Below are 17696 nucleotides of genomic sequence, written 5' to 3'. Positions count from 1 at the left end.
TATGGAAAGCCTGTATATTCTAATACCTATAGCCATTTTGCTTGTCTGTGTTGCTGTTGGCATTTTCATTTGGGCGGTAAAAACCGAACAATTTGAAGATCTGGAGCGTCAGGGAATGAATATTCTTCTTGATGACGACAGCGAACCAGCAAGCAAAAAAAATAAGCCTGATAGTTCGGAAGAACAGTAATGCCGTACGCTGATTTCATTGCTGCATTTATGGTTGGCCTCTTGGGGGCAGGCCATTGCTTAGGGATGTGTGGTGGCGTCGCTGCCGCCGTTTCCTTTGGCACGCCTACTGACAAAAGTAAAATGCCATTTTTACTTTTTTACAATGGCGGACGACTGTTGTCTTATAGCGTCATTGGAGCAATTGGTGGCGGCGTAGTTTCCGGTGTTATCGGTATTAGTCAAATGTCTCAAGGGCTCATTTGGTTACGACTAGCTGCTGCTATCATGATGATTTTATTAGCACTATATATAGGACAGTTCTGGAACGGACTGTCTTATGTAGAGAGAATTGGTAAAGTACTGTGGAGACATATCTCTCCCCTATCTTCTAGATTTCTACCGTTGAGAAGCCCATGGGCAGCACTTCCATTTGGCATGATCTGGGGGTGGTTGCCATGCGGATTGGTTTATTCAGCGTTAAGTTGGGCAGCAGTATCTGGTAATGCGTTACATGGATTATTGATAATGCTCGCATTTGGCCTAGGAACGCTCCCTGCAATGCTACTTATTGGCTCTTTTGCTGAAGCAGCCAAAAAGTTACTTAACAACCTGATTTTTAGAAGATTCTCATCGATGATACTACTAATGTACGGAATAGTTACCGCTTATTCTGTATACAATCAGTTGTACTAAGGCTCGATTTATCATGTAGAAGTGGTAAAATATTGACTCAAATCAATTTGGCAAAGCAGGCTCATGATTCAAGACAAGATCATCACTAAACGAGTTCAATCCGGCGGGTGCGCAATCCATTGTCAGGACTGCAGTATCAGTCAGCTCTGTATCCCTTTCACCTTGAGTGAAAGTGAGCTAAATCAGCTTGACCAAATTATTGAACGGAAGAAGCCAATTCAAAAAGGTCAGCCATTGTTCCAAGCAGGCGACGCACTTCGTTCACTTTATGCCATTCGCTCAGGTACGATAAAAAGCTACACCATCACAGAGCAAGGTGATGAGCAAATCACTGCATTCCATCTGGCTGGTGATCTCGTCGGCTTCGACGCTATTAATCACATGTCTCACCCTAGCTTTGCCCAAGCTCTTGAAACCTCAATGGTTTGTGAAATCCCTTTTGAGATACTTGATGACCTTTCAGGTAAAATGCCGAAACTTCGTCAACAAATCATGCGATTAATGAGTAGCGAAATTAAAGGGGATCAAGAAATGATCCTACTTTTGTCAAAGAAAAATGCTGAAGAGCGTTTAGCTGCGTTTCTGCATACTTTGTCTACTCGATTCTCTCAGCGCGGATTCTCTGCAAAAGAGTTTCGCCTTACTATGACTCGTGGTGATATTGGTAATTATCTCGGCCTAACGGTTGAAACGATCAGCCGCTTACTTGGACGTTTCCAGAAAAGCGAAATGTTAAGCGTAAAAGGCAAATACATTACGATACTAGACCAAGAAGAACTGGGCCGACTCGCTGGAATCAGCAAGTAACTCGCTCTCACAAATTGACAAATTTCCCAATGGCGCTTTACGCGCCATTTCTCTTTTTTTACGTTTATATATCTGAATTTATCTCACTATCCGCTAAGATTGCGTTACAGTAAAGTATCGGCATCACCAAGCTGGAGGTTTGTTATGAACAGATATACCAACTTGCTCGTGGCTATCGATCCCGACCACGAAGAACAGCCCGCACTCTCGCGAGCACTTGATATCGCCAGAAAATCGTCTGCCGGTGTTAAGCTTACCCTTTTCCTTGCTATCTACGACTTTTCTTACGAAATGACCTCGATGCTATCAGCAGAAGAGCGTCAAGCTATGCGTTCCGGTGTACTTCGTCAACGTGAAGAATGGGTTGCCTCATTGGTGACAGCCCAAGACACACAAGGCGTTGAAGTGATTCCCCATGTTGTTTGGCACAATCGCCCTTACGAAAGCATGATTGCCCAAGTGTTTGATAGCAATCATGACTTATTAGTCAAAGCGACACACGAGCACGATAAACTAGGCTCCGTTATTTTCACCCCGACAGACTGGCATTTACTCCGAAAATGTCCTTGTCCCGTTTTATTAGTAAAAGAACACGGTTGGCCAGAAAACGGTAAAATACTCACTGCCGTCAATGTGTCTTCCGAAAACGAAACGCATATACCGCTTAATGACAAGCTCATAGATGAGTCAAATGCGATGAGCAAATTGCTCAATGCAGAAGTTAACCTCGTCAATGCTTACCCTGCAACACCCGTCAATGTCACGATTGAGTTACCAGAGTTTGATCCTGCATCTTACACTGATGCTGTTCGAGGCCATCATTTACTTGAAATGAAAGCGCTAAGGCAAAAACATGGTATTGACGAAGCGCAGACATATTGTCAGGAGGGATTGCCAGAAGATGTTATTCCTGCAGTGGCTAAACAGCTCGATGCAGAATTAGTCATACTTGGAACGACGGGGCGTGTTGGTTTATCTGCCATATTTATTGGCAACACCGCTGAGCATACCATCGACCAATTAAACTGTGATGTGTTGGCGATAAAGCCCGATGGCTACGTGAGTCCTCTCGCACCAAATCTTTCCTAGTCACAAACCTTTCTCCAAGTAAAACAAGCGCTTTCTTCGCTTGTTTTACTTGGATACCACCAATGGAACATATTCATTATCACGGAAATAATATCAGGCTTCACAGTTCCATCATTCGACCTATCCTATTGAATGTATTCTCATTGTTAAGCCAGAATTTTAGGAAATGCCCCTTTAGTCTAATCTGACAACAATATCAGTAGGCTATTAAAATGAAACGGATTTCACTTGTATTTGTTCTCGCCATATTCCTTTTTGGATGTAATGACGAAAACAACATATCAACGACGCCATCTTCCCCCAACCAAGAGCAGGAACCAGAACAAGACTCAGGAAATGATAGCGCAGACAAAGAGAAACAAGAGGACGAGGAACAAGCGTTATCCGAATCACCTGCCGAGGTTATAAAACGAGAGCTAGAACAGTCTTATCTGCGCCATGCTCCCAACCTTGATCGGGATAGCAGCCTTACAGGGACTGACAACAATGGTAATGGAGTCAGAGATGATATCGATGTAATCATCAACGATATAACTTCAGACACACCGATCAAAGAAGCGCTCGTGCAAGTAGCGACCTCTTACCAAAAAGAATTGACGGTAGATTGGGGAGTCCTTTCTGATGAAGAAGCGAAGTCAATGCAGCGAACCTTGTTTTCAGATATGTCTAAGGCGTCTCAATGCTTGGGGGAAACGCTAGGTGCTGGATTTTCAGGCCCTTCTCGCATACTAAAAGCCCTGACTTATAACACTAAGAATCGCTCCCTGCATTTCATCAAAAGTAATAGCATCGCTGATGGAATGGCTTTCACAGTAGGAGGATTCGAAGATGCATGTGAATAAATCATCCTTTGTCGCCTTACTACTCGCTCTATTTTCAGTACAAACTTTTGCTTCCGCTCCCAACACCTGCAAAGTGGAGGACTATGGCCTCGTATTTTTCAATGGTGTTTTAACAGACAAGTATGAAGCTCAAAGCAATGTGTTAGAAACGCGTTTTGCTCTTGGAATCAATAACTCATATAACTCTGAAAAGCTTACGTACGTTCTCGCCTATAACGAAACAGAAAAGGGAGACGGCTTTGTCGGCGCATTGAGAGACTTTGCAGAGACCTTTGAGCAACGAGCTGATGAAATTGATGTCCGGCTATCTGATCGGTGGGAGCTTTTTTGGTTAGTACTTAGCGGACAACAATCATCAAACATATGGGACTACTTGGGCGATGTACTTTCGAGTTATCTAGACCTATTCGCGGAGGTTCTCACTGAACAGCGTCATGACGTTATTAACAAGATGCTGGGTTTCCTTTACGACAATCAGGCAGAGCTCGAAACAAGCCAAGAGCATAAAGCACTGTTAGACGCGCTTATGTGGCAAGGAAACAAAGTCGTCTTGTTGGCTCATTCACAAGGCAACCTTTTCATGAATAAAGCTTATGAACATGTAAAAAACGTCAAGGCTTATTCATCAGGCGCAGTTAAAGCTGTCCACGTAGCACCCGCATCACCAACGCTAAACGGCCCATATATACTTTCTAGTGGTGATGCAGTCATCAACTCGCTTGATGTACTCACAGGTCGTGGATTAAAAGCCAATTACGTTTGGCCGCCAGCAGTCCTTCATACTGACCCTCTAGGGCATAACTATATTGATGTCTATCTCAATGCCCCTTCAGGGCTTAAGTCTAGAGTCGTATCCATGATTAAATCTGAATTACTCAGTGTTAGTAAACCTGAAATGAAGGATTATCTTGTGGAGCTAAAACTCACGCCAATATTTAATTTCAGTGGATACTATACTGCTGTCCTTGGACAAACCGATTACAAGAACAAACTCTATCGTTCCGGATATACCAACTATGATCCGAGAAACCCTCCTAACAATCAAGAACTCGCTGATGGTGTTGACTATAGAGGTTCACTCAAGCTCTCTTCCAACCAAGACCTCAAACCAACTCCTCTCAATTCAAAACCATTGAATGGTTATGAGGTATTACAATGTGGCGATGAAAAAGAGAGAGACTGGCTTAAACATGGTAGCTATATGTTAACCACCTATTTTCCTTTTAATTCAGCCAAACACCTGAGGCTCGATGGTATCCCTCAGCCTGCTACAGAGGTTGAAATTACAGACAGATTTGATGAAAAGTTAAACATCAAGCACGCTCTGTTTCCCGGAAATGGGGGAAGCACCTCTAATCACTACATAGCTTGCGTTGATATGGCGCTTCTCACTGTGGTTACCTTGGATCAATCGGATTACGACGCCCACGATAAGTTGTTCAAAGAGAATAAACTAACCAAACCATCGAAATTGAAGCTAGAAGAAGTAAGGCCAATCTGCGTCCCCCATTAACCGTCATAAGAGAGCACACTACCAACGTATGTGCTCTCTTTCTTCTCCTTTGAACACGGTACACTAGCATCCTGTCGCGAAATCCGTATCATACGCGCCAAACCCTCGCATCAAGCACTGACGAGATAAGCTCACAGCGAACTCTTCAACCTATTGCCTGCTTGTTGGCGTAGAGATATTTCAGAGGCACACAGTATTACCATGTTGAATCAAGAACTCACAAAATCACAAAAGTACAATCAGAACAAACTGCAAAAGCGCATTCGCCGTAACACAGGCCAAGCTATTGCTGACTTTAATATGATCGAAGACGGCGACCGCATCATGGTCTGCCTAAGCGGTGGCAAAGACAGCTACACCATGTTAGAGATCCTTCAAAGCTTGCAGAAAAGCGCGCCAATTTCGTTTGAACTGATTGCGGTAAACCTAGATCAAAAACAGCCAGGTTTCCCTTCACATGTTTTGCCTGAGTACCTTGAGAAACTTGGTGTTCAGTACAAGATTGTGGAAGAAGACACTTACTCTATCGTTAAAGACAAAGTGCCTGAAGGTAAAACGACGTGTTCGCTATGCTCTCGCCTGCGTCGCGGTATTCTATACCGCACGGCAAAAGAGCTTGGCTGCACGAAAATCGCGCTGGGTCACCACCGTGACGATATCCTTGAAACCATGTTCCTCAACATTTTCTATGGCGGAAAATTGAAAGGTATGCCGCCTAAATTGGTTTCTGATAATGGCGAACATGTTGTTATTCGTCCATTGGCTTACTGCCGTGAGAAAGACATCGAGCGATATGCACAATCGGCAGAGTTTCCAATTATTCCGTGCAACCTTTGTGGTTCTCAACCGAACCTTCAACGCCAAGTGATCAAAGAAATGCTTCGCGATTGGGATAAGCGTTTCCCTGGCCGCATTGAAACCATGTTCACTGCTATGCAAAACGTTGTGCCTTCTCACTTAGCGGACTTTAACTTGTTCGACTTCAAGAGCATCAACAAAGAATCAGGCGTGATCAACGGCGGTGACACCGCATTCGACAAAGAGCAATTCACTGATGTTTCGCCGTCACAAGACGACGTGATTGAAGTTGACCCAGCAATGGCGCTGAACGTTGTTCAGGTAAGCTGATAAAACCAACGATTAAAAAAATAGAGCCCGCAATGCGGGCTCTATTTTTATGGCATTACCGTCTCACGAGGTAAGTCAGCTTTGCGGTATCCAAGGTGTTACTTTTACTGGGGTTCGCTCAAATAACACGCGTTCACCTTCTTTAAGATCAGCTAGCTTCAAAACGGCCACGTTACCAACAACTTCGATCACCCTCCCTTCTGAAGTTGAAAGTGAACTCGGTGCTTGATCAAAGTGGACAGAAACACCTTCAACATCTGGCATAAACCATGATGAGAACATGCCACCCAAATCCTGCATCATTGCTGTCATTTGTGGTACTAGGTGACCTAGCTCCTGCTCAGACAGCTCCTTCTCATAGATCTCTTTAGCCAAGACTTGGAAAGAAACATCACAAGGCGTCTCACCTTCCGTTTGGATAAACACATCAGGGTTCACCTGACGGAGTCGACTATCAATCGGCAGTGGGAGCTCTTGGGAATCAGGAATGACAAATTCTTCGTAGTTTTTCTTTTTTACCATCCACGCTTTCGTAATGGTGCAAACTTTCCCCGTTTCTGGGGCAACCATAAAGTAACCTATTTTCACATCAGGGTGGTTTTCACCAAGGTTGTGCTTTAATTGGCTATACAATTTACTGTAACTAAATTCAATCTGCACTGCGCTGACAGGCAGTGAAATTACAGCTGCAATGACAGCAGCCGTAAGTCCTTTGATCATCCTTGGCTCCAATATTTTTCGTTATAACGAATCATGCCCTGCACTTCATCAACATATGCCTGACCGCGTTCCGAATAACTACCCAAACCGTTTGAAAGTGCCACCCCTGTGATAGGCTTACCTTGTTTTCTAAGATCAGCTCGAATATCACGTAGTGACGAGTATGCTTTGTTACGATTTACGTTAAGAAAATACGCGCGAACAGACTGGTAGGCATCTTTAAATGCGGCAACTTCGTGTGTTTTACCTTGGCTTCGTGCACTTGGCACCATGCCGCAGCCCGAAGTGTAACACCACTGTCCGAAGTAGTTATTACCCTCACGAGCAAATCGTGACGTACCCCACCCAGACTCTTTCGCCGCTTGGCTGAGTACCAAATCACTCGGGATAACATCAACACGTTTCAACGCTTCATCGAACCACGCTTTATCAGCACCAGATTCTGGAAGAGGCAGATTAAAAAGCTCCGCCACCTTTGCAAGGAAAGCCAGGTCATCTTTCGTCGGAGACGCCGTATCAGACAATTGAGTTAAACGCACTCTCGCTTTTTCAATCAAGCCATTGATGTAATCCACACCTGGCTTTAAAAAAGCGACAAACGCTTTCTTCTTTTCATCCACGATTTCATATTTAGCAAAATCGGGCTTCACCACCATTTCTGGTGGCGGAGAAGCCTGTTGAAGTTGGTCAATTCGAGTTGTGGGTGCTTGGGGAGCGTCGCTACACGCAGAAATAAACAGAGCCGAAGCCAGTACAGCATAGGAGAGCTTCATTTACGCGTTGAAAACCTCTTTATTACCGCCATCCGATGGGGAATCATCATCCCCTTCTTGTGACACGGTCACTTCAATACCTACACCGAACATTTCTCTATAGATCACACCTTTCACGTTAAACATAAAAGGCAGAGCAAACAGCAGTGCGATACCGCCTGTCGCATAAGAGAACACGAACAAAATTGCAATGACGATGTAAACCAAGCTCAATGGTATCAGCTTTTTGATGATCGCTCTAAACGAAACAATCATCGCCTCCACGGGGCGCAGGCGTTTTTCGCAGATTAGTAGAATGGTCATTGAAAATGTAATACCAAGGAAAACACCGAACAATGGAATAATCTGGCTTCCTACACTTTGCAGGGCCGAAATGAAACCCATCGCAATTGTCACGGCTAGCGCAAAGGCCATCCCTTTAATAATGTGTCTAGGCTTGGTACGGAAACCAATAGCATGGCTTAAGCCCATTAAACTCGCTCCCGCATACAGCGGCGCACTTAACACCGTCGTGGCGAAAAGCGCTATTCGCCCTGATGCCAATAAATCTTCATTCATCGGCGCTTTACCTAACAACGCATCAAACAGCACCATGGGCGAGTCTTGCATTATCGATAACGCGACCAAGAAAATGGCAACATTGGCTCCAGCCAACAGTAACGTGGCTGGTAAAAATCGCCAGAAGTGCTTCTGCGTCAATTTTAGGGCTTCTTGGACCACACTCGATGCGCTCAGGGTGTAATCCCCTGTCAGTGCATTCTCTAATGTCCCGCCAACGTGAAGTGCATTGCTCAATTGTTGTTTATTCATAGCAAAGTAACTTTTGTCTTTAGCCTAAGAAAATTCCGTCTTTATAAAGTTATAGGTGATATTTTTTGAACTCGTCTCAAAGTGATGCATTTTTAGGCAGCGAATTAACGCGCTATACTACTCAACGCTTGCGTGGCGGATTTCGCGATGGAGTTCACAAACCGCATTTTGGTTGATGTTTCCGCACATCTCGGTTATCTCGCAGATAATGGGCATTATTTTGCCCTCTAAATACAAAAAAACGCTTTAACTTCATGGTTTGCACGTCTATCATGCGCCGTCTACTTTTTGGGGAATTTTTTCTAGCTAATCGCCCGTGGTGTAAGGAGAGAGAGTAGAATTGAACGCGACACAACCAATGAAAAAACCCGTTGTACAACTGAAGGGACTTTGTAAGAGTTTCGATGGTAAAGAGATCATCTCTAAATTTGATCTCGAGATAAACAACGGCGAGTTTTTGACAATCCTAGGTCCGTCCGGTTGTGGCAAGACCACAGTACTTCGTTTGATTGCTGGTCTTGAAGATGCAGACGATGGCCAAATTATTATTGACGATCAAGATGTGACTGCAATCCCCGCAGAACACAGACACGTTAATACCGTATTTCAGAGCTACGCGCTTTTCCCGCACATGACTGTGTTCGAAAACGTCGCTTTCGGTCTGCGCATGCAGAAAGTAAACGAAAGTGAAATCGAACCGCGTGTTATGGAAGCATTGCGCATGGTTCAGCTTGAGAAGTTTGCCCCTCGCAAGCCGCATCAACTTTCCGGTGGTCAGCAACAACGCGTCGCTATTGCGCGTGCTGTTGTTAATAAGCCAAAAGTGTTGTTGCTCGATGAGTCGCTTTCCGCACTGGATTACAAACTCCGTAAACAGATGCAGAATGAGCTTAAGCAGCTTCAACGTAAGCTAGGTATTACCTTCATTTTCGTGACTCACGATCAAGAAGAAGCCCTGTCCATGTCCGACCGTATCATAGTGATGCAGTCAGGTGATGTGGTGCAAGACGGCACGCCGCGAGAAATTTACGAAGAACCCGCCAACCTTTTTGTCGCCCGCTTCATTGGCGAAATCAATGTGTTTGACGCTCATGTAATTGCTCGAATCGATGCAGAGCGCATTACTGCCACCGTCGAAGGCCAGGAATGTCAGGTTTATTGCAAACTTGATGTGAGCGCTGGTGACAAAGTGAAAGTACTGCTTCGCCCTGAGGATCTTCGCATTGAAGAAATCAGTGCTTCAGAATCTGGCAATGGCATTGTGGGTTATGTTCGCGAACGTAACTACAAAGGCATGACTTTAGATTCTGTGCTTGAACTTGAGTCCGGCATGTCTGTCATGGTGAGTGAGTTCTTCAACGAAGATGATCCAGATGTTGATCACTCATTAGATCAGAAAGTGGCGATTACCTGGGTTGAAAGCTGGGAAGTGGTGCTACCTGATGAAGAAGCTTAATCTCCAAAACGCCATCATTGGTGTCATTGTAGGTTGGTTGCTGCTGTTCGTCATGATCCCGAACCTGATGATTATTATCACCAGTTTCCTAACTCGCGATGATGCAAACCTGATTGAGATGACCTTCACCTTGAGCAACTACGCCAAGTTGATGGATCCACTTTACGCAAAAGTGGTATGGCACTCCTTCTACATGGCTGCCATAGCCACCTTGCTGTGTTTGTTGATTGGCTACCCATTCGCTTACATCATTTCTCGCATGCCAAAAAAAATGCGCCCATTTATGTTGTTTATGGTGATCGTCCCTTTCTGGACGAACTCCTTGATCCGCACATATGGTCTAAAAATATTTTTGGGGACGCGTGGCCTGTTAAACGATGGTTTGCTCACTCTCGGTTTGATTGAAAAGCCGCTTCGCATCATGTACACCGAGTATGCGGTGATGATTGGCTTGGTTTATATTCTTCTGCCTTTCATGATTCTTCCGTTGTACTCAAGCATCGAGAAACTTGATAACAGCTACCTTGAAGCTGCGAAAGATTTGGGTGCAAGCAAATTCCAAGCCTTCGTAAAGGTCATTCTACCGCTGACGACGCCTGGCATTATTGCTGGCTGTCTATTAGTTCTCCTACCCGCTCTTGGCATGTTCTACGTGTCAGATCTATTGGGTGGTGCTAAGAACTTGTTAATTGGTAACGTCATCAAGAGTCAGATACTCAACGTTCGCGACTGGCCATTTGGTTCGGCAGCGAGTATTTCTCTGACAGTATTGATGGGCCTAATGCTCTTCGCCTATTGGCGTGTCGGCAAGCTAATCAACAAGAAGGTAGAGCTGGAATGAGTCGTTTCTTTAAAACCAGCTTTATGTCGCTGGTCTATGCATTCTTATACATCCCGATCGTCATCCTTATCGTTAACTCGTTCAACGAAAGTAAGTTTGGTATCGAATGGAAAGGTTTTACGACTAAGTGGTACACCCAACTGCTAAGCAACGATAGCTTGGTACAAGCGGCTGGAAACTCTCTGACGATTGCGGTGTTTTCCGCAACTGCGGCTGCCGTTATTGGTAGTCTGACAGCAGTGGCACTCTATCGTTATCGTTTCCGTGGAAAGAACTTCGTCAACGGCATGCTATTTGTAGTGATGATGTCTCCAGACATCGTTATGGCAATTTCTCTGCTGGCGTTGTTCGTACTACTCGGCGCACAGTTAGGCTTTTTGACACTACTTTTGTCTCACATTACCTTCTGTTTACCGTTTGTAGTTGTCACCGTTTACAGCCGACTCAATGGCTTCGATCTTCGTATGCTTGAAGCTGCTAAAGATTTGGCGGCTAGCGAGTGGGTAATTTTAACTAAAATCATTCTTCCTCTTGCGGCACCGGCCGTGGCGGCTGGTTGGTTACTCAGCTTTACCCTTTCTTTGGATGATGTGATTGTCAGTTCATTCGTTACTGGGCCAAGTTACGAAATCTTACCGTTGAAGATCTATTCGATGGTCAAGGTTGGCGTATCGCCAGAAGTGAACGCACTTGCAACACTGATGCTGATCGTATCTCTCGTGTTAGTTATTTTCTCTCAGCTGCTGGCACGCGATAAAGTTCGATAGCTAAACGAAGGCGAGTGGTGAGTTTTTCTCCCCCTCGCCTTTTTAGTTTTCGCACTATTCAGTCACGGATGGCGCAGCCTACCCGTTATTCTAAATAATCAATACCGACGAAAATCACAGGAGTTGTCGATGAAACTCTGGTCTAAATTTGTGCTGGGAAGCTCTCTAGCCTTCTCTCTTTTCTCTCATGCTGCTGTTTCAGCTGAAAATGAACTCTATTTCTACAATTGGTCTGAATATATTCCCACGGAAGTTCTAGAAGAATTTACCGAAGAGACGGGCATTAAAGTCATTTACTCAACGTATGAGTCGAATGAGAGCATGTACGCCAAACTGAAAACGCACCCTGAAGGCTACGATCTTGTTGTACCTTCGACGTATTACGTCAAGAAAATGCGTGACGAAGGTATGCTCCAACCTATCGATAAATCGAAATTGAGCCATTTCGCAGGTCTAGATCCAAACAACCTCAACAAACCTTTTGACCCAAACAACGATTATTCTATTCCTTATATTTGGGGTGCGACAGGCATTGGGGTTAACACCGACGTCCTTGAAAAAGACAGTGTTAGCTCGTGGGCCGATCTTTGGAGTCCTGACTACGAAGGTCAGTTGTTGATGATGGATGATGCGCGTGAGTTCTTCCACATTGCTCTTACTAAGCTTGGATATTCTGCAAACACCACCAACCCAGAAGAAATCAAACAGGCTTACGAAGAACTGAAGAAGATCATGCCAAACGTGCTGGTATTCAACTCAGATTTCCCTGCAAACCCTTACATGGCAGGTGAAGTAGCGCTGGGTATGCTCTGGAACGGTTCTGCTTATATCGCTCGTAGCGAAGGCGCACCTGTTGATATCGTATGGCCAGAAGAAGGCGCGATTTTCTGGATGGACAACCTTGCCATTCCAGCAACAGCTAAGAATGCGGATTCTGCGCACCAAATGATTAATTTCCTTCTTCGCCCTGAAATCGCGGCGCGTCTTGCTATTGAAATTGGCTACCCTACGCCAGTAAAAGCGGCTTATCCGCTTCTTCCAAAAGCATTCAAGGACGACCCTAGCGTTTACCCACCGCAAGAGGTGATGGAAAAAGGCGAATGGCAAAGCTCTGTCGGTGAGGCAAATGTGCTTTACGAAGAGTACTTCCAAAAGCTTAAAGCGGGTCAATAGATCAGCGAGAAATACTAAGCCACTCTATAGAGTGGCAGACACAGAAAAGCGGCTTAATAGCCGCTTTTTTTGTTTGACTAAAAACACGACGGTATGAAACCGCTGATCATTCTTGTAGTGCGAGTAACTCTGCAACTAATTGAGGAACCAACACACTCGCCTTTCCATAGCGTTTGTCATCGAATTCACTTTCGACCGCACTTGGCTCAAGGTTGATTTCAATCGTTTTTGCACCACCTATCGAAGCTTCATGGACAAAGCCAGCAGCGGGATAAACTGAGCCTGACGTGCCAATTGATACGAAGAGATCGGCTTTTAGTAACGCATCATGAATTTTATCCATGGCAATCGGCATTTCACCAAACCAAACCACATGAGGCCTCATGGGTGAAGGCATTTGGCAGCAATGGCAGGCATCATCCACAGAAATATCACCCGTCCAGTCCACGACCTGATTTGAATAACTACATCGGGCCTTCAATAGCTCGCCATGCATATGAATAACATTCTCGCTGCCGGCTCGCTCGTGTAGATTATCAATGTTCTGAGTCACGATAGTAACGGTGCCTTCAAGATCGCGCTCCAATTGTGATAATGCTTCATGCGCTAGGTTGGGTGCCACGCCTGACTGCAACTGAATTCTTCGCTGATTATAAAATGTTTGCACCAAAGCGGGATTCCTTGCAAACCCTTCAGGCGTCGCGACATCCTCGATGTGGTGCTCTTCCCATAGTCCATCTTGCGCTCGAAAAGTGCGAATTCCCGATTCAGCAGAGATCCCCGCACCGGTAAGTATCACTATGTTTTTGTATGGGAATTGCATGTTGAGCATCCTTTCTCTACTTGAACTTAAACCTTTATAACATTGTTGATATAAGCAAAACAGACCAAGGATGGTAGACCATGGTCGAATTTGGTTTGATTTATTGAATTTACACGTGAAATCTGAAATATGTCTTATATTTAATAGGTGTGTTTAATTTGATACTGGAACGGAAATTTGCGGCGTTTTACTTTCCCCTTACTGACCCATGTACTCTTGTTGCTGACGGCCTCAACCGTTTCGGCTAACGAGCACATTCAAGTAAGCGGATTTGGTAACATCAGCCTCATCAAATCAGGCACAGAGGATTTCGGTTACAAATACGACCTAACAAAAGAAGCACAGTATGGTGGCTGGGCTGCAGACACAGGTTCTGCATTTGGACTTCAACTTAACGCAAAGGTGTCACAAAACGTAGATTTCGTGATCCAGGGTGTATTTCAAGACCGCATCGAAAACGACTTAGACAAAACCATTGCATGGGCTTTTTTGCGATATAGGGTGACTCCCAACTTCACTGCCCGCGTGGGCAGAATTGCCACCCCTCTTTACATGCTTTCTGAATATAGAGATGTTGGTTTTGCCTACCTCTGGACAAAGCCAATTACCGATTTCTACGCCAACATTCCCATTGCCAGTATTGATGGTGCTGATATTGCTTATATCTATCAGATAGGTGGAGGCTTATTAGAAACACGTCTCTTTGGCGGAAAATCCAACATCACCATTGAGACCACGAGCGATCCTTACGATGTAACCTTATCCCCTGTTCTTGGTGCAAAGCTCTCATATTCAATCGATGATTGGCTATTTTCCAGCGTTGCGGCAACAACCAAAGTTGACGAAGGCAACCCGTCAGAAGGCATCATAGATTCTCTCCAACAAGATCCTGCGCTTTCCCAACTTTGGCCTGAAGTTGGAAGTATCAGTAAGGATTTTAACTTTATTGGTTCTCGCTTTAATTATTATTCTCTCGGCGCATTTTACGAAACCGGAGATTGGACACTTCAAACAGAACTTAGTTACACAGATGCAGAGTGGCCATTCTTCCCTGACCTAGCAGCAGGCTATCTGAGCGCGGGTAAATCGTTTAGCAATGTGACGGCATTTGGATTTGTCTCACGGGCCAAGTCAGTTGGTGAGTTCTACGAACTTGAAGCGCCTAGCCTACAAGCACTTCAAATTCCGGCTATTGCTGGGCTATACAATTTCACCAAGGCTTCGTTAGACACGCGAGTGATAGACCAAGAAAGCCTTGGCTTTGGTATTCGTGTTGATCTTGATTCTCAAATCGCACTCAAGGGGCAAATAGAACGTACGTGGATAAATGACGGCAATGCTGGAGCATGGCTAACAACCATTGAAGGCATCAGTGCTGTTCCACCTAGCTACATTGACACTTACTCAATTAGTCTAACGTTTGTATTCTGATATGAAGAAACTTGTATTAGCACTACTCACAATCACTTGGTTAGCATGGGCTCCCTCAGTCCGTGCCGAACTGGTTGTTGTTGTTAATCAAGAAAACCCTGTCGTTGACCTATCGACTCGCCAAGTTGTCGACCTCTATATGGGGCGGTTTAACGCCTATCCTGACGGATCAGAAGTGTTAACCACAGACTTACCCAATAACAGTCCAGTGCGTGAAGCCTTTTACCGCCAGTTGGTTGGAAAATCAGTTGCTCAAATTAATGCCTATTGGGCGCGACTCCTTTTCACTGGCAAGTCAGAGCCTCCACAAACAGTGCCCTCTATCGATGACGTTATCGATTATGTAAAGAAAAATAAAAATGCCATTGCATATATTAATGAAGCAGAGCTCACTCAAGGACTAAAAGTGGTATACCGATTTGAAAATCCTCAGTAAAAACGTACACATACGTGTAGCTTCAGGGGTTGCAAGTGGCGCGCTCCTATTTTCGATCATTGCTTCTGTTATCTGGTTCTATATGTCGTACCACGAGGAAGTTAATCGCTCTCGAAACCAAATTAATCAGATTGTTGTTACGGTAGAGCAAACCGCATCTATTGCGATGTACCTTGGTAACAAAGAGTTAGCAGAAGAAGTCCTGCGTGGGCTTGAAGCGAATGACATCATCTCTGCAGCACGGCTCACAAGTCAAAACGGTTTGTCTGCTTCATTTGAGGGTGAAGGTAGCCTAACCCACTCTGATATCGCGGTGATTTTTCCTATTCGATCTCCCTTCAACCAAAACGAGATTGTCGGGGATCTCCTCATTTATCCGAATCAGAAGTACATTGAGAATAACGCAATATCATTAGCAAAAATCCAAGTCGTCGTATTGGTCGCCTACTCCATTATAATCGCGTTATTAACGCTTTTTATCGTTAATAGAATATTGACCGAACCACTCAAATACGTCGCAAATCGTTTTCACTTGATCACCCCGGGGGATTCAACACGAATCAACGTGCCTACGGGGAATAGCCAGAACGAAATTGGCGCATTAGTTAAAGATATCAACACATTACTAGATGCCGTCAATAGTCAGATTGATAACGAGCGAGATCTCCGCTCTCAGACAGAGAACCTGTCAAAGAAATTCCGCTTCATTTTCGAACGAGCGAGTGCAGGCATAGGATTGATCGACGCGAATAACCTACTTATTGTTGCGAACCCTGCTCTTTTAAGGCTACTCGGACAGACCTTTATTGTTGATACTGAGCGATTTTCTAAAACTGATTTCACGGCATTTTTTCATGACCCACAAGTGATCAAAGAGTTTATTGAAGACTTTTGGGCAAAGCCAGGGAATCAATTCAGTGCTGTAGACATTCAACTTAAACACAAAGTACGCGCAGCTGACCGTTGGGTACATTGTCTGTTTTCAAAGGTTGAAGACATTAATAATCCAGACGATAGCCTATTAGAAGTCGTGCTTTACGACATCACGGAACGGGCAGAACGTGAGCAAAACATTATCTATGAGTCGGAGCATGACCCTATCACGCAATTGCTTAACCGCAGAGCCGGAATGAGTAAACTCGAAAGCTCGGTCATTGATGCGCAAAAGAAAGAGCGTAATTTTGCGGTACTTATGATAGATCTCGATGGTTTTAAGCACGTCAACGATACCTACGGACACGATGCGGGTGATAAAGTCATTATCGAAGTTGCCCAACGTATTAAACAGTTTTTCCGAGGGTCAGATGTGGTGGCTCGCTGGGGTGGAGATGAATTTTTAATCGCATTTTCATATAACCCTAACTATGAATCTGCAGTGTCAGATATTGCAACGGATCTTCAATTCCAAATTTCTCAACCGATTCACATTGGTCATGAACAAACCGCCAGCGTGGGTTCGAGCATAGGTATAAGCGTATATCCAGATAATGAAAGTTCAGTGCCCGCCCTCATAGAGCAAGCTGATGAAGCCATGTACTTTGTGAAAAACAACGGAAAGAATTTTTTCAATTTCTATAAAAAAGAAAGTGAACCCGCTTCTACATCAAAGCTCACTTAGCCTTGAATTAGATCTGCCACACGCGCTAATCTTCAACAAACCTCCCTCGTTGATAAGGGTCTTAGCATAGCCAATTGCTATCACCCTAAGCCAACTGGCATCATTCAAAGGAAGAATCATGCATCCATTACGCGTTTCCGTCCGGGCTGTTTGTTATCGTGACAACACGCTTTTACTTGCCGAACACAGAGATGAACGTGGTCTTTGGTATATTTTACCTGGCGGCGGTATTCAACATAATGAAACTCTCGATATTGCCTTTCAACGCGAGCTGCTTGAAGAAACGGGTGGCGAAGCCACAATGGGAGATGTGCTGTTTGTCAGAGAAGTCATTGCAGACAAGTTGGACACCACGTTCTTGCCTAAACACTTGCATCAAATCGAACTGTTCGTTGAAGCAACCGATTTCCGCTCAGTCGCGGCGCCCTCCAACCCTGACAAAGACCAAATAGGCTACGTATGGATGCCACTAGATAAACTCCCCGAGTTATTGTTCTTCCCAAAGGCGATGACGGTAGCGTTTCAAACTCGCCAATTTGACCGTGTGTATCAAGGGCACATTATGTAACGCTCGGCAGCCTGGTTCGCTTTGTCAGTGATTAATT

The 17696-nt window shown here is 44.7% G+C and carries 19 protein-coding genes; 15 read left to right on the top strand and 4 right to left on the bottom strand.

The window, feature by feature from the left end:
- The first annotated feature begins 1 nt into the window (after position 1).
- The 7 genes from ccoS (at position 2) to ttcA (ending at position 6243) form a co-directional block, all read left to right on the top strand.
- Positions 2 to 190 (top strand): cbb3-type cytochrome oxidase assembly protein CcoS, encoded by a 189-nt coding sequence (gene ccoS / locus LRP50_RS00460; RefSeq protein ID WP_274162553.1) that lies wholly within the window; start codon positions 2 to 4, stop codon positions 188 to 190.
- A complete protein-coding gene (locus LRP50_RS00455) occupies positions 190 to 864 on the top strand; it encodes a sulfite exporter TauE/SafE family protein (RefSeq protein ID WP_274162552.1) in 675 nt (224 codons plus the stop codon). The genes ccoS and LRP50_RS00455 overlap by 1 nt, the downstream gene beginning before the upstream one ends.
- Positions 865 to 927: 63 nt before the next feature.
- Positions 928 to 1671: an FNR family transcription factor gene (locus LRP50_RS00450; protein ID WP_274162551.1), complete on the top strand. Its 744-nt coding sequence runs from the start codon at positions 928 to 930 to the stop codon at positions 1669 to 1671.
- A gap of 144 nt (positions 1672 to 1815) precedes the next feature.
- Positions 1816 to 2760, top strand: a complete 945-nt coding sequence (gene uspE / locus LRP50_RS00445) for a universal stress protein UspE (RefSeq protein WP_274162550.1) — start codon at positions 1816 to 1818, stop codon at positions 2758 to 2760.
- 212 nt (positions 2761 to 2972) lie between these two features.
- Positions 2973 to 3602 carry a hypothetical protein gene (locus LRP50_RS00440; RefSeq protein ID WP_274162549.1) on the top strand — a complete coding sequence of 210 codons (630 nt, stop codon included), beginning with the start codon at positions 2973 to 2975 and terminating at the stop codon, positions 3600 to 3602.
- Positions 3589 to 5115, top strand: a complete 1527-nt coding sequence (locus LRP50_RS00435; RefSeq protein ID WP_274162548.1) for a hypothetical protein — start codon at positions 3589 to 3591, stop codon at positions 5113 to 5115. The genes LRP50_RS00440 and LRP50_RS00435 overlap by 14 nt, the downstream gene beginning before the upstream one ends.
- Positions 5116 to 5316: 201 nt before the next feature.
- Positions 5317 to 6243 carry a tRNA 2-thiocytidine(32) synthetase TtcA gene (gene ttcA, locus LRP50_RS00430; RefSeq protein ID WP_274162547.1) on the top strand — a complete coding sequence of 309 codons (927 nt, stop codon included), beginning with the start codon at positions 5317 to 5319 and terminating at the stop codon, positions 6241 to 6243.
- A gap of 75 nt (positions 6244 to 6318) precedes the next feature.
- Here ttcA and LRP50_RS00425 read toward each other — a convergent pair whose 3' ends face one another.
- The 3 genes from LRP50_RS00425 to LRP50_RS00415 are packed head-to-tail and all read right to left on the bottom strand — an operon-like array spanning position 6319 to position 8546.
- Positions 6319 to 6963, bottom strand: a complete 645-nt coding sequence (locus LRP50_RS00425) for a DUF2987 domain-containing protein (RefSeq protein WP_274162546.1) — start codon at positions 6961 to 6963, stop codon at positions 6319 to 6321.
- Positions 6960 to 7736 carry a glucosaminidase domain-containing protein gene (locus tag LRP50_RS00420; RefSeq protein WP_274162545.1) on the bottom strand — a complete coding sequence of 259 codons (777 nt, stop codon included), beginning with the start codon at positions 7734 to 7736 and terminating at the stop codon, positions 6960 to 6962. Before LRP50_RS00420 ends, LRP50_RS00425 begins: the two co-directional genes overlap by 4 nt.
- Positions 7737 to 8546, bottom strand: coding sequence for a DUF2189 domain-containing protein (locus LRP50_RS00415; protein WP_274162544.1), 810 nt, complete (start codon positions 8544 to 8546; stop codon positions 7737 to 7739).
- 358 nt (positions 8547 to 8904) lie between these two features.
- Here LRP50_RS00415 and potA point away from each other — a divergent pair, with 358 nt between their 5' ends.
- The 4 genes from potA to LRP50_RS00395 all read left to right on the top strand — a co-directional run bounded on the left by potA (position 8905) and on the right by LRP50_RS00395 (position 12783).
- The gene (potA, locus tag LRP50_RS00410; RefSeq protein ID WP_035025614.1) at positions 8905 to 10002 is read left to right on the top strand and encodes a spermidine/putrescine ABC transporter ATP-binding protein PotA; all 1098 of its coding nucleotides are present in this window, start codon (positions 8905 to 8907) and stop codon (positions 10000 to 10002) included.
- Complete coding sequence (gene potB / locus LRP50_RS00405; RefSeq protein WP_274162543.1) at positions 9989 to 10843, top strand: spermidine/putrescine ABC transporter permease PotB; 855 nt, start codon at positions 9989 to 9991, stop codon at positions 10841 to 10843. Before potA ends, potB begins: the two co-directional genes overlap by 14 nt.
- Entirely contained in the window at positions 10840 to 11610 is a 771-nt protein-coding gene (potC, locus tag LRP50_RS00400; protein ID WP_274162542.1) for a spermidine/putrescine ABC transporter permease PotC, read from the top strand. Before potB ends, potC begins: the two co-directional genes overlap by 4 nt.
- 129 nt (positions 11611 to 11739) lie before the next feature.
- On the top strand, positions 11740 to 12783 hold the full coding sequence (locus LRP50_RS00395; protein WP_274162541.1) for an extracellular solute-binding protein: 1044 nt from the start codon (positions 11740 to 11742) through the stop codon (positions 12781 to 12783).
- A 106-nt stretch (positions 12784 to 12889) separates the two neighbouring features.
- Here the strand turns inward: LRP50_RS00395 and cobB are convergent, their stop codons facing one another.
- Positions 12890 to 13615 (bottom strand): Sir2 family NAD+-dependent deacetylase, encoded by a 726-nt coding sequence (gene cobB, locus LRP50_RS00390; protein WP_274162540.1) that lies wholly within the window; start codon positions 13613 to 13615, stop codon positions 12890 to 12892.
- A 168-nt stretch (positions 13616 to 13783) separates the two neighbouring features.
- Here cobB and LRP50_RS00385 point away from each other — a divergent pair, with 168 nt between their 5' ends.
- The 4 genes from LRP50_RS00385 to LRP50_RS00370 all read left to right on the top strand — a co-directional run bounded on the left by LRP50_RS00385 (position 13784) and on the right by LRP50_RS00370 (position 17659).
- Positions 13784 to 15037 carry a hypothetical protein gene (locus tag LRP50_RS00385; protein ID WP_274162539.1) on the top strand — a complete coding sequence of 418 codons (1254 nt, stop codon included), beginning with the start codon at positions 13784 to 13786 and terminating at the stop codon, positions 15035 to 15037.
- 1 nt (position 15038) lies between these two features.
- Positions 15039 to 15473 carry a type 2 periplasmic-binding domain-containing protein gene (locus LRP50_RS00380; protein WP_274162538.1) on the top strand — a complete coding sequence of 145 codons (435 nt, stop codon included), beginning with the start codon at positions 15039 to 15041 and terminating at the stop codon, positions 15471 to 15473.
- Positions 15474 to 15555: 82 nt separating this feature from the next.
- Positions 15556 to 17091: a diguanylate cyclase domain-containing protein gene (locus LRP50_RS00375; RefSeq protein ID WP_274162537.1), complete on the top strand. Its 1536-nt coding sequence runs from the start codon at positions 15556 to 15558 to the stop codon at positions 17089 to 17091.
- A 118-nt stretch (positions 17092 to 17209) separates the two neighbouring features.
- Positions 17210 to 17659: an NUDIX domain-containing protein gene (locus tag LRP50_RS00370; RefSeq protein WP_274162536.1), complete on the top strand. Its 450-nt coding sequence runs from the start codon at positions 17210 to 17212 to the stop codon at positions 17657 to 17659.
- The last annotated feature ends 37 nt before the right edge of the window (positions 17660 to 17696 follow it).

It is taken from the genome of Enterovibrio gelatinilyticus (assembly GCF_028683095.1).
Taxonomy (GTDB): Bacteria; Pseudomonadota; Gammaproteobacteria; order Enterobacterales; family Vibrionaceae; genus Enterovibrio; species Enterovibrio gelatinilyticus.
The sequence above is the reverse complement of the archived record's forward strand: the minus strand, read 5'-3'. Positions and strand labels throughout refer to the sequence as shown.

Bases quoted from the DNA above. Each gene is read 5' to 3' on its own strand.
- ccoS (WP_274162553.1), top strand. From the start codon at position 2: ATGGAAAGCCTGTATATTCTAATACCTATAGCCATTTTGCTTGTCTGT.
- LRP50_RS00455 (WP_274162552.1), top strand. From the start codon at position 190: ATGCCGTACGCTGATTTCATTGCTGCATTTATGGTTGGCCTCTTGGGG.
- LRP50_RS00450 (WP_274162551.1), top strand. From the start codon at position 928: ATGATTCAAGACAAGATCATCACTAAACGAGTTCAATCCGGCGGGTGC.
- uspE (WP_274162550.1), top strand. From the start codon at position 1,816: ATGAACAGATATACCAACTTGCTCGTGGCTATCGATCCCGACCACGAA.
- LRP50_RS00440 (WP_274162549.1), top strand. From the start codon at position 2,973: ATGAAACGGATTTCACTTGTATTTGTTCTCGCCATATTCCTTTTTGGA.
- LRP50_RS00435 (WP_274162548.1), top strand. From the start codon at position 3,589: ATGCATGTGAATAAATCATCCTTTGTCGCCTTACTACTCGCTCTATTT.
- ttcA (WP_274162547.1), top strand. From the start codon at position 5,317: ATGTTGAATCAAGAACTCACAAAATCACAAAAGTACAATCAGAACAAA.
- LRP50_RS00425 (WP_274162546.1), bottom strand. From the start codon at position 6,963: ATGATCAAAGGACTTACGGCTGCTGTCATTGCAGCTGTAATTTCACTG.
- LRP50_RS00420 (WP_274162545.1), bottom strand. From the start codon at position 7,736: ATGAAGCTCTCCTATGCTGTACTGGCTTCGGCTCTGTTTATTTCTGCG.
- LRP50_RS00415 (WP_274162544.1), bottom strand. From the start codon at position 8,546: ATGAATAAACAACAATTGAGCAATGCACTTCACGTTGGCGGGACATTA.
- potA (WP_035025614.1), top strand. From the start codon at position 8,905: ATGAAAAAACCCGTTGTACAACTGAAGGGACTTTGTAAGAGTTTCGAT.
- potB (WP_274162543.1), top strand. From the start codon at position 9,989: ATGAAGAAGCTTAATCTCCAAAACGCCATCATTGGTGTCATTGTAGGT.
- potC (WP_274162542.1), top strand. From the start codon at position 10,840: ATGAGTCGTTTCTTTAAAACCAGCTTTATGTCGCTGGTCTATGCATTC.
- LRP50_RS00395 (WP_274162541.1), top strand. From the start codon at position 11,740: ATGAAACTCTGGTCTAAATTTGTGCTGGGAAGCTCTCTAGCCTTCTCT.
- cobB (WP_274162540.1), bottom strand. From the start codon at position 13,615: ATGCTCAACATGCAATTCCCATACAAAAACATAGTGATACTTACCGGT.
- LRP50_RS00380 (WP_274162538.1), top strand. From the start codon at position 15,039: ATGAAGAAACTTGTATTAGCACTACTCACAATCACTTGGTTAGCATGG.
- LRP50_RS00375 (WP_274162537.1), top strand. From the start codon at position 15,556: ATGTCGTACCACGAGGAAGTTAATCGCTCTCGAAACCAAATTAATCAG.
- LRP50_RS00370 (WP_274162536.1), top strand. From the start codon at position 17,210: ATGCATCCATTACGCGTTTCCGTCCGGGCTGTTTGTTATCGTGACAAC.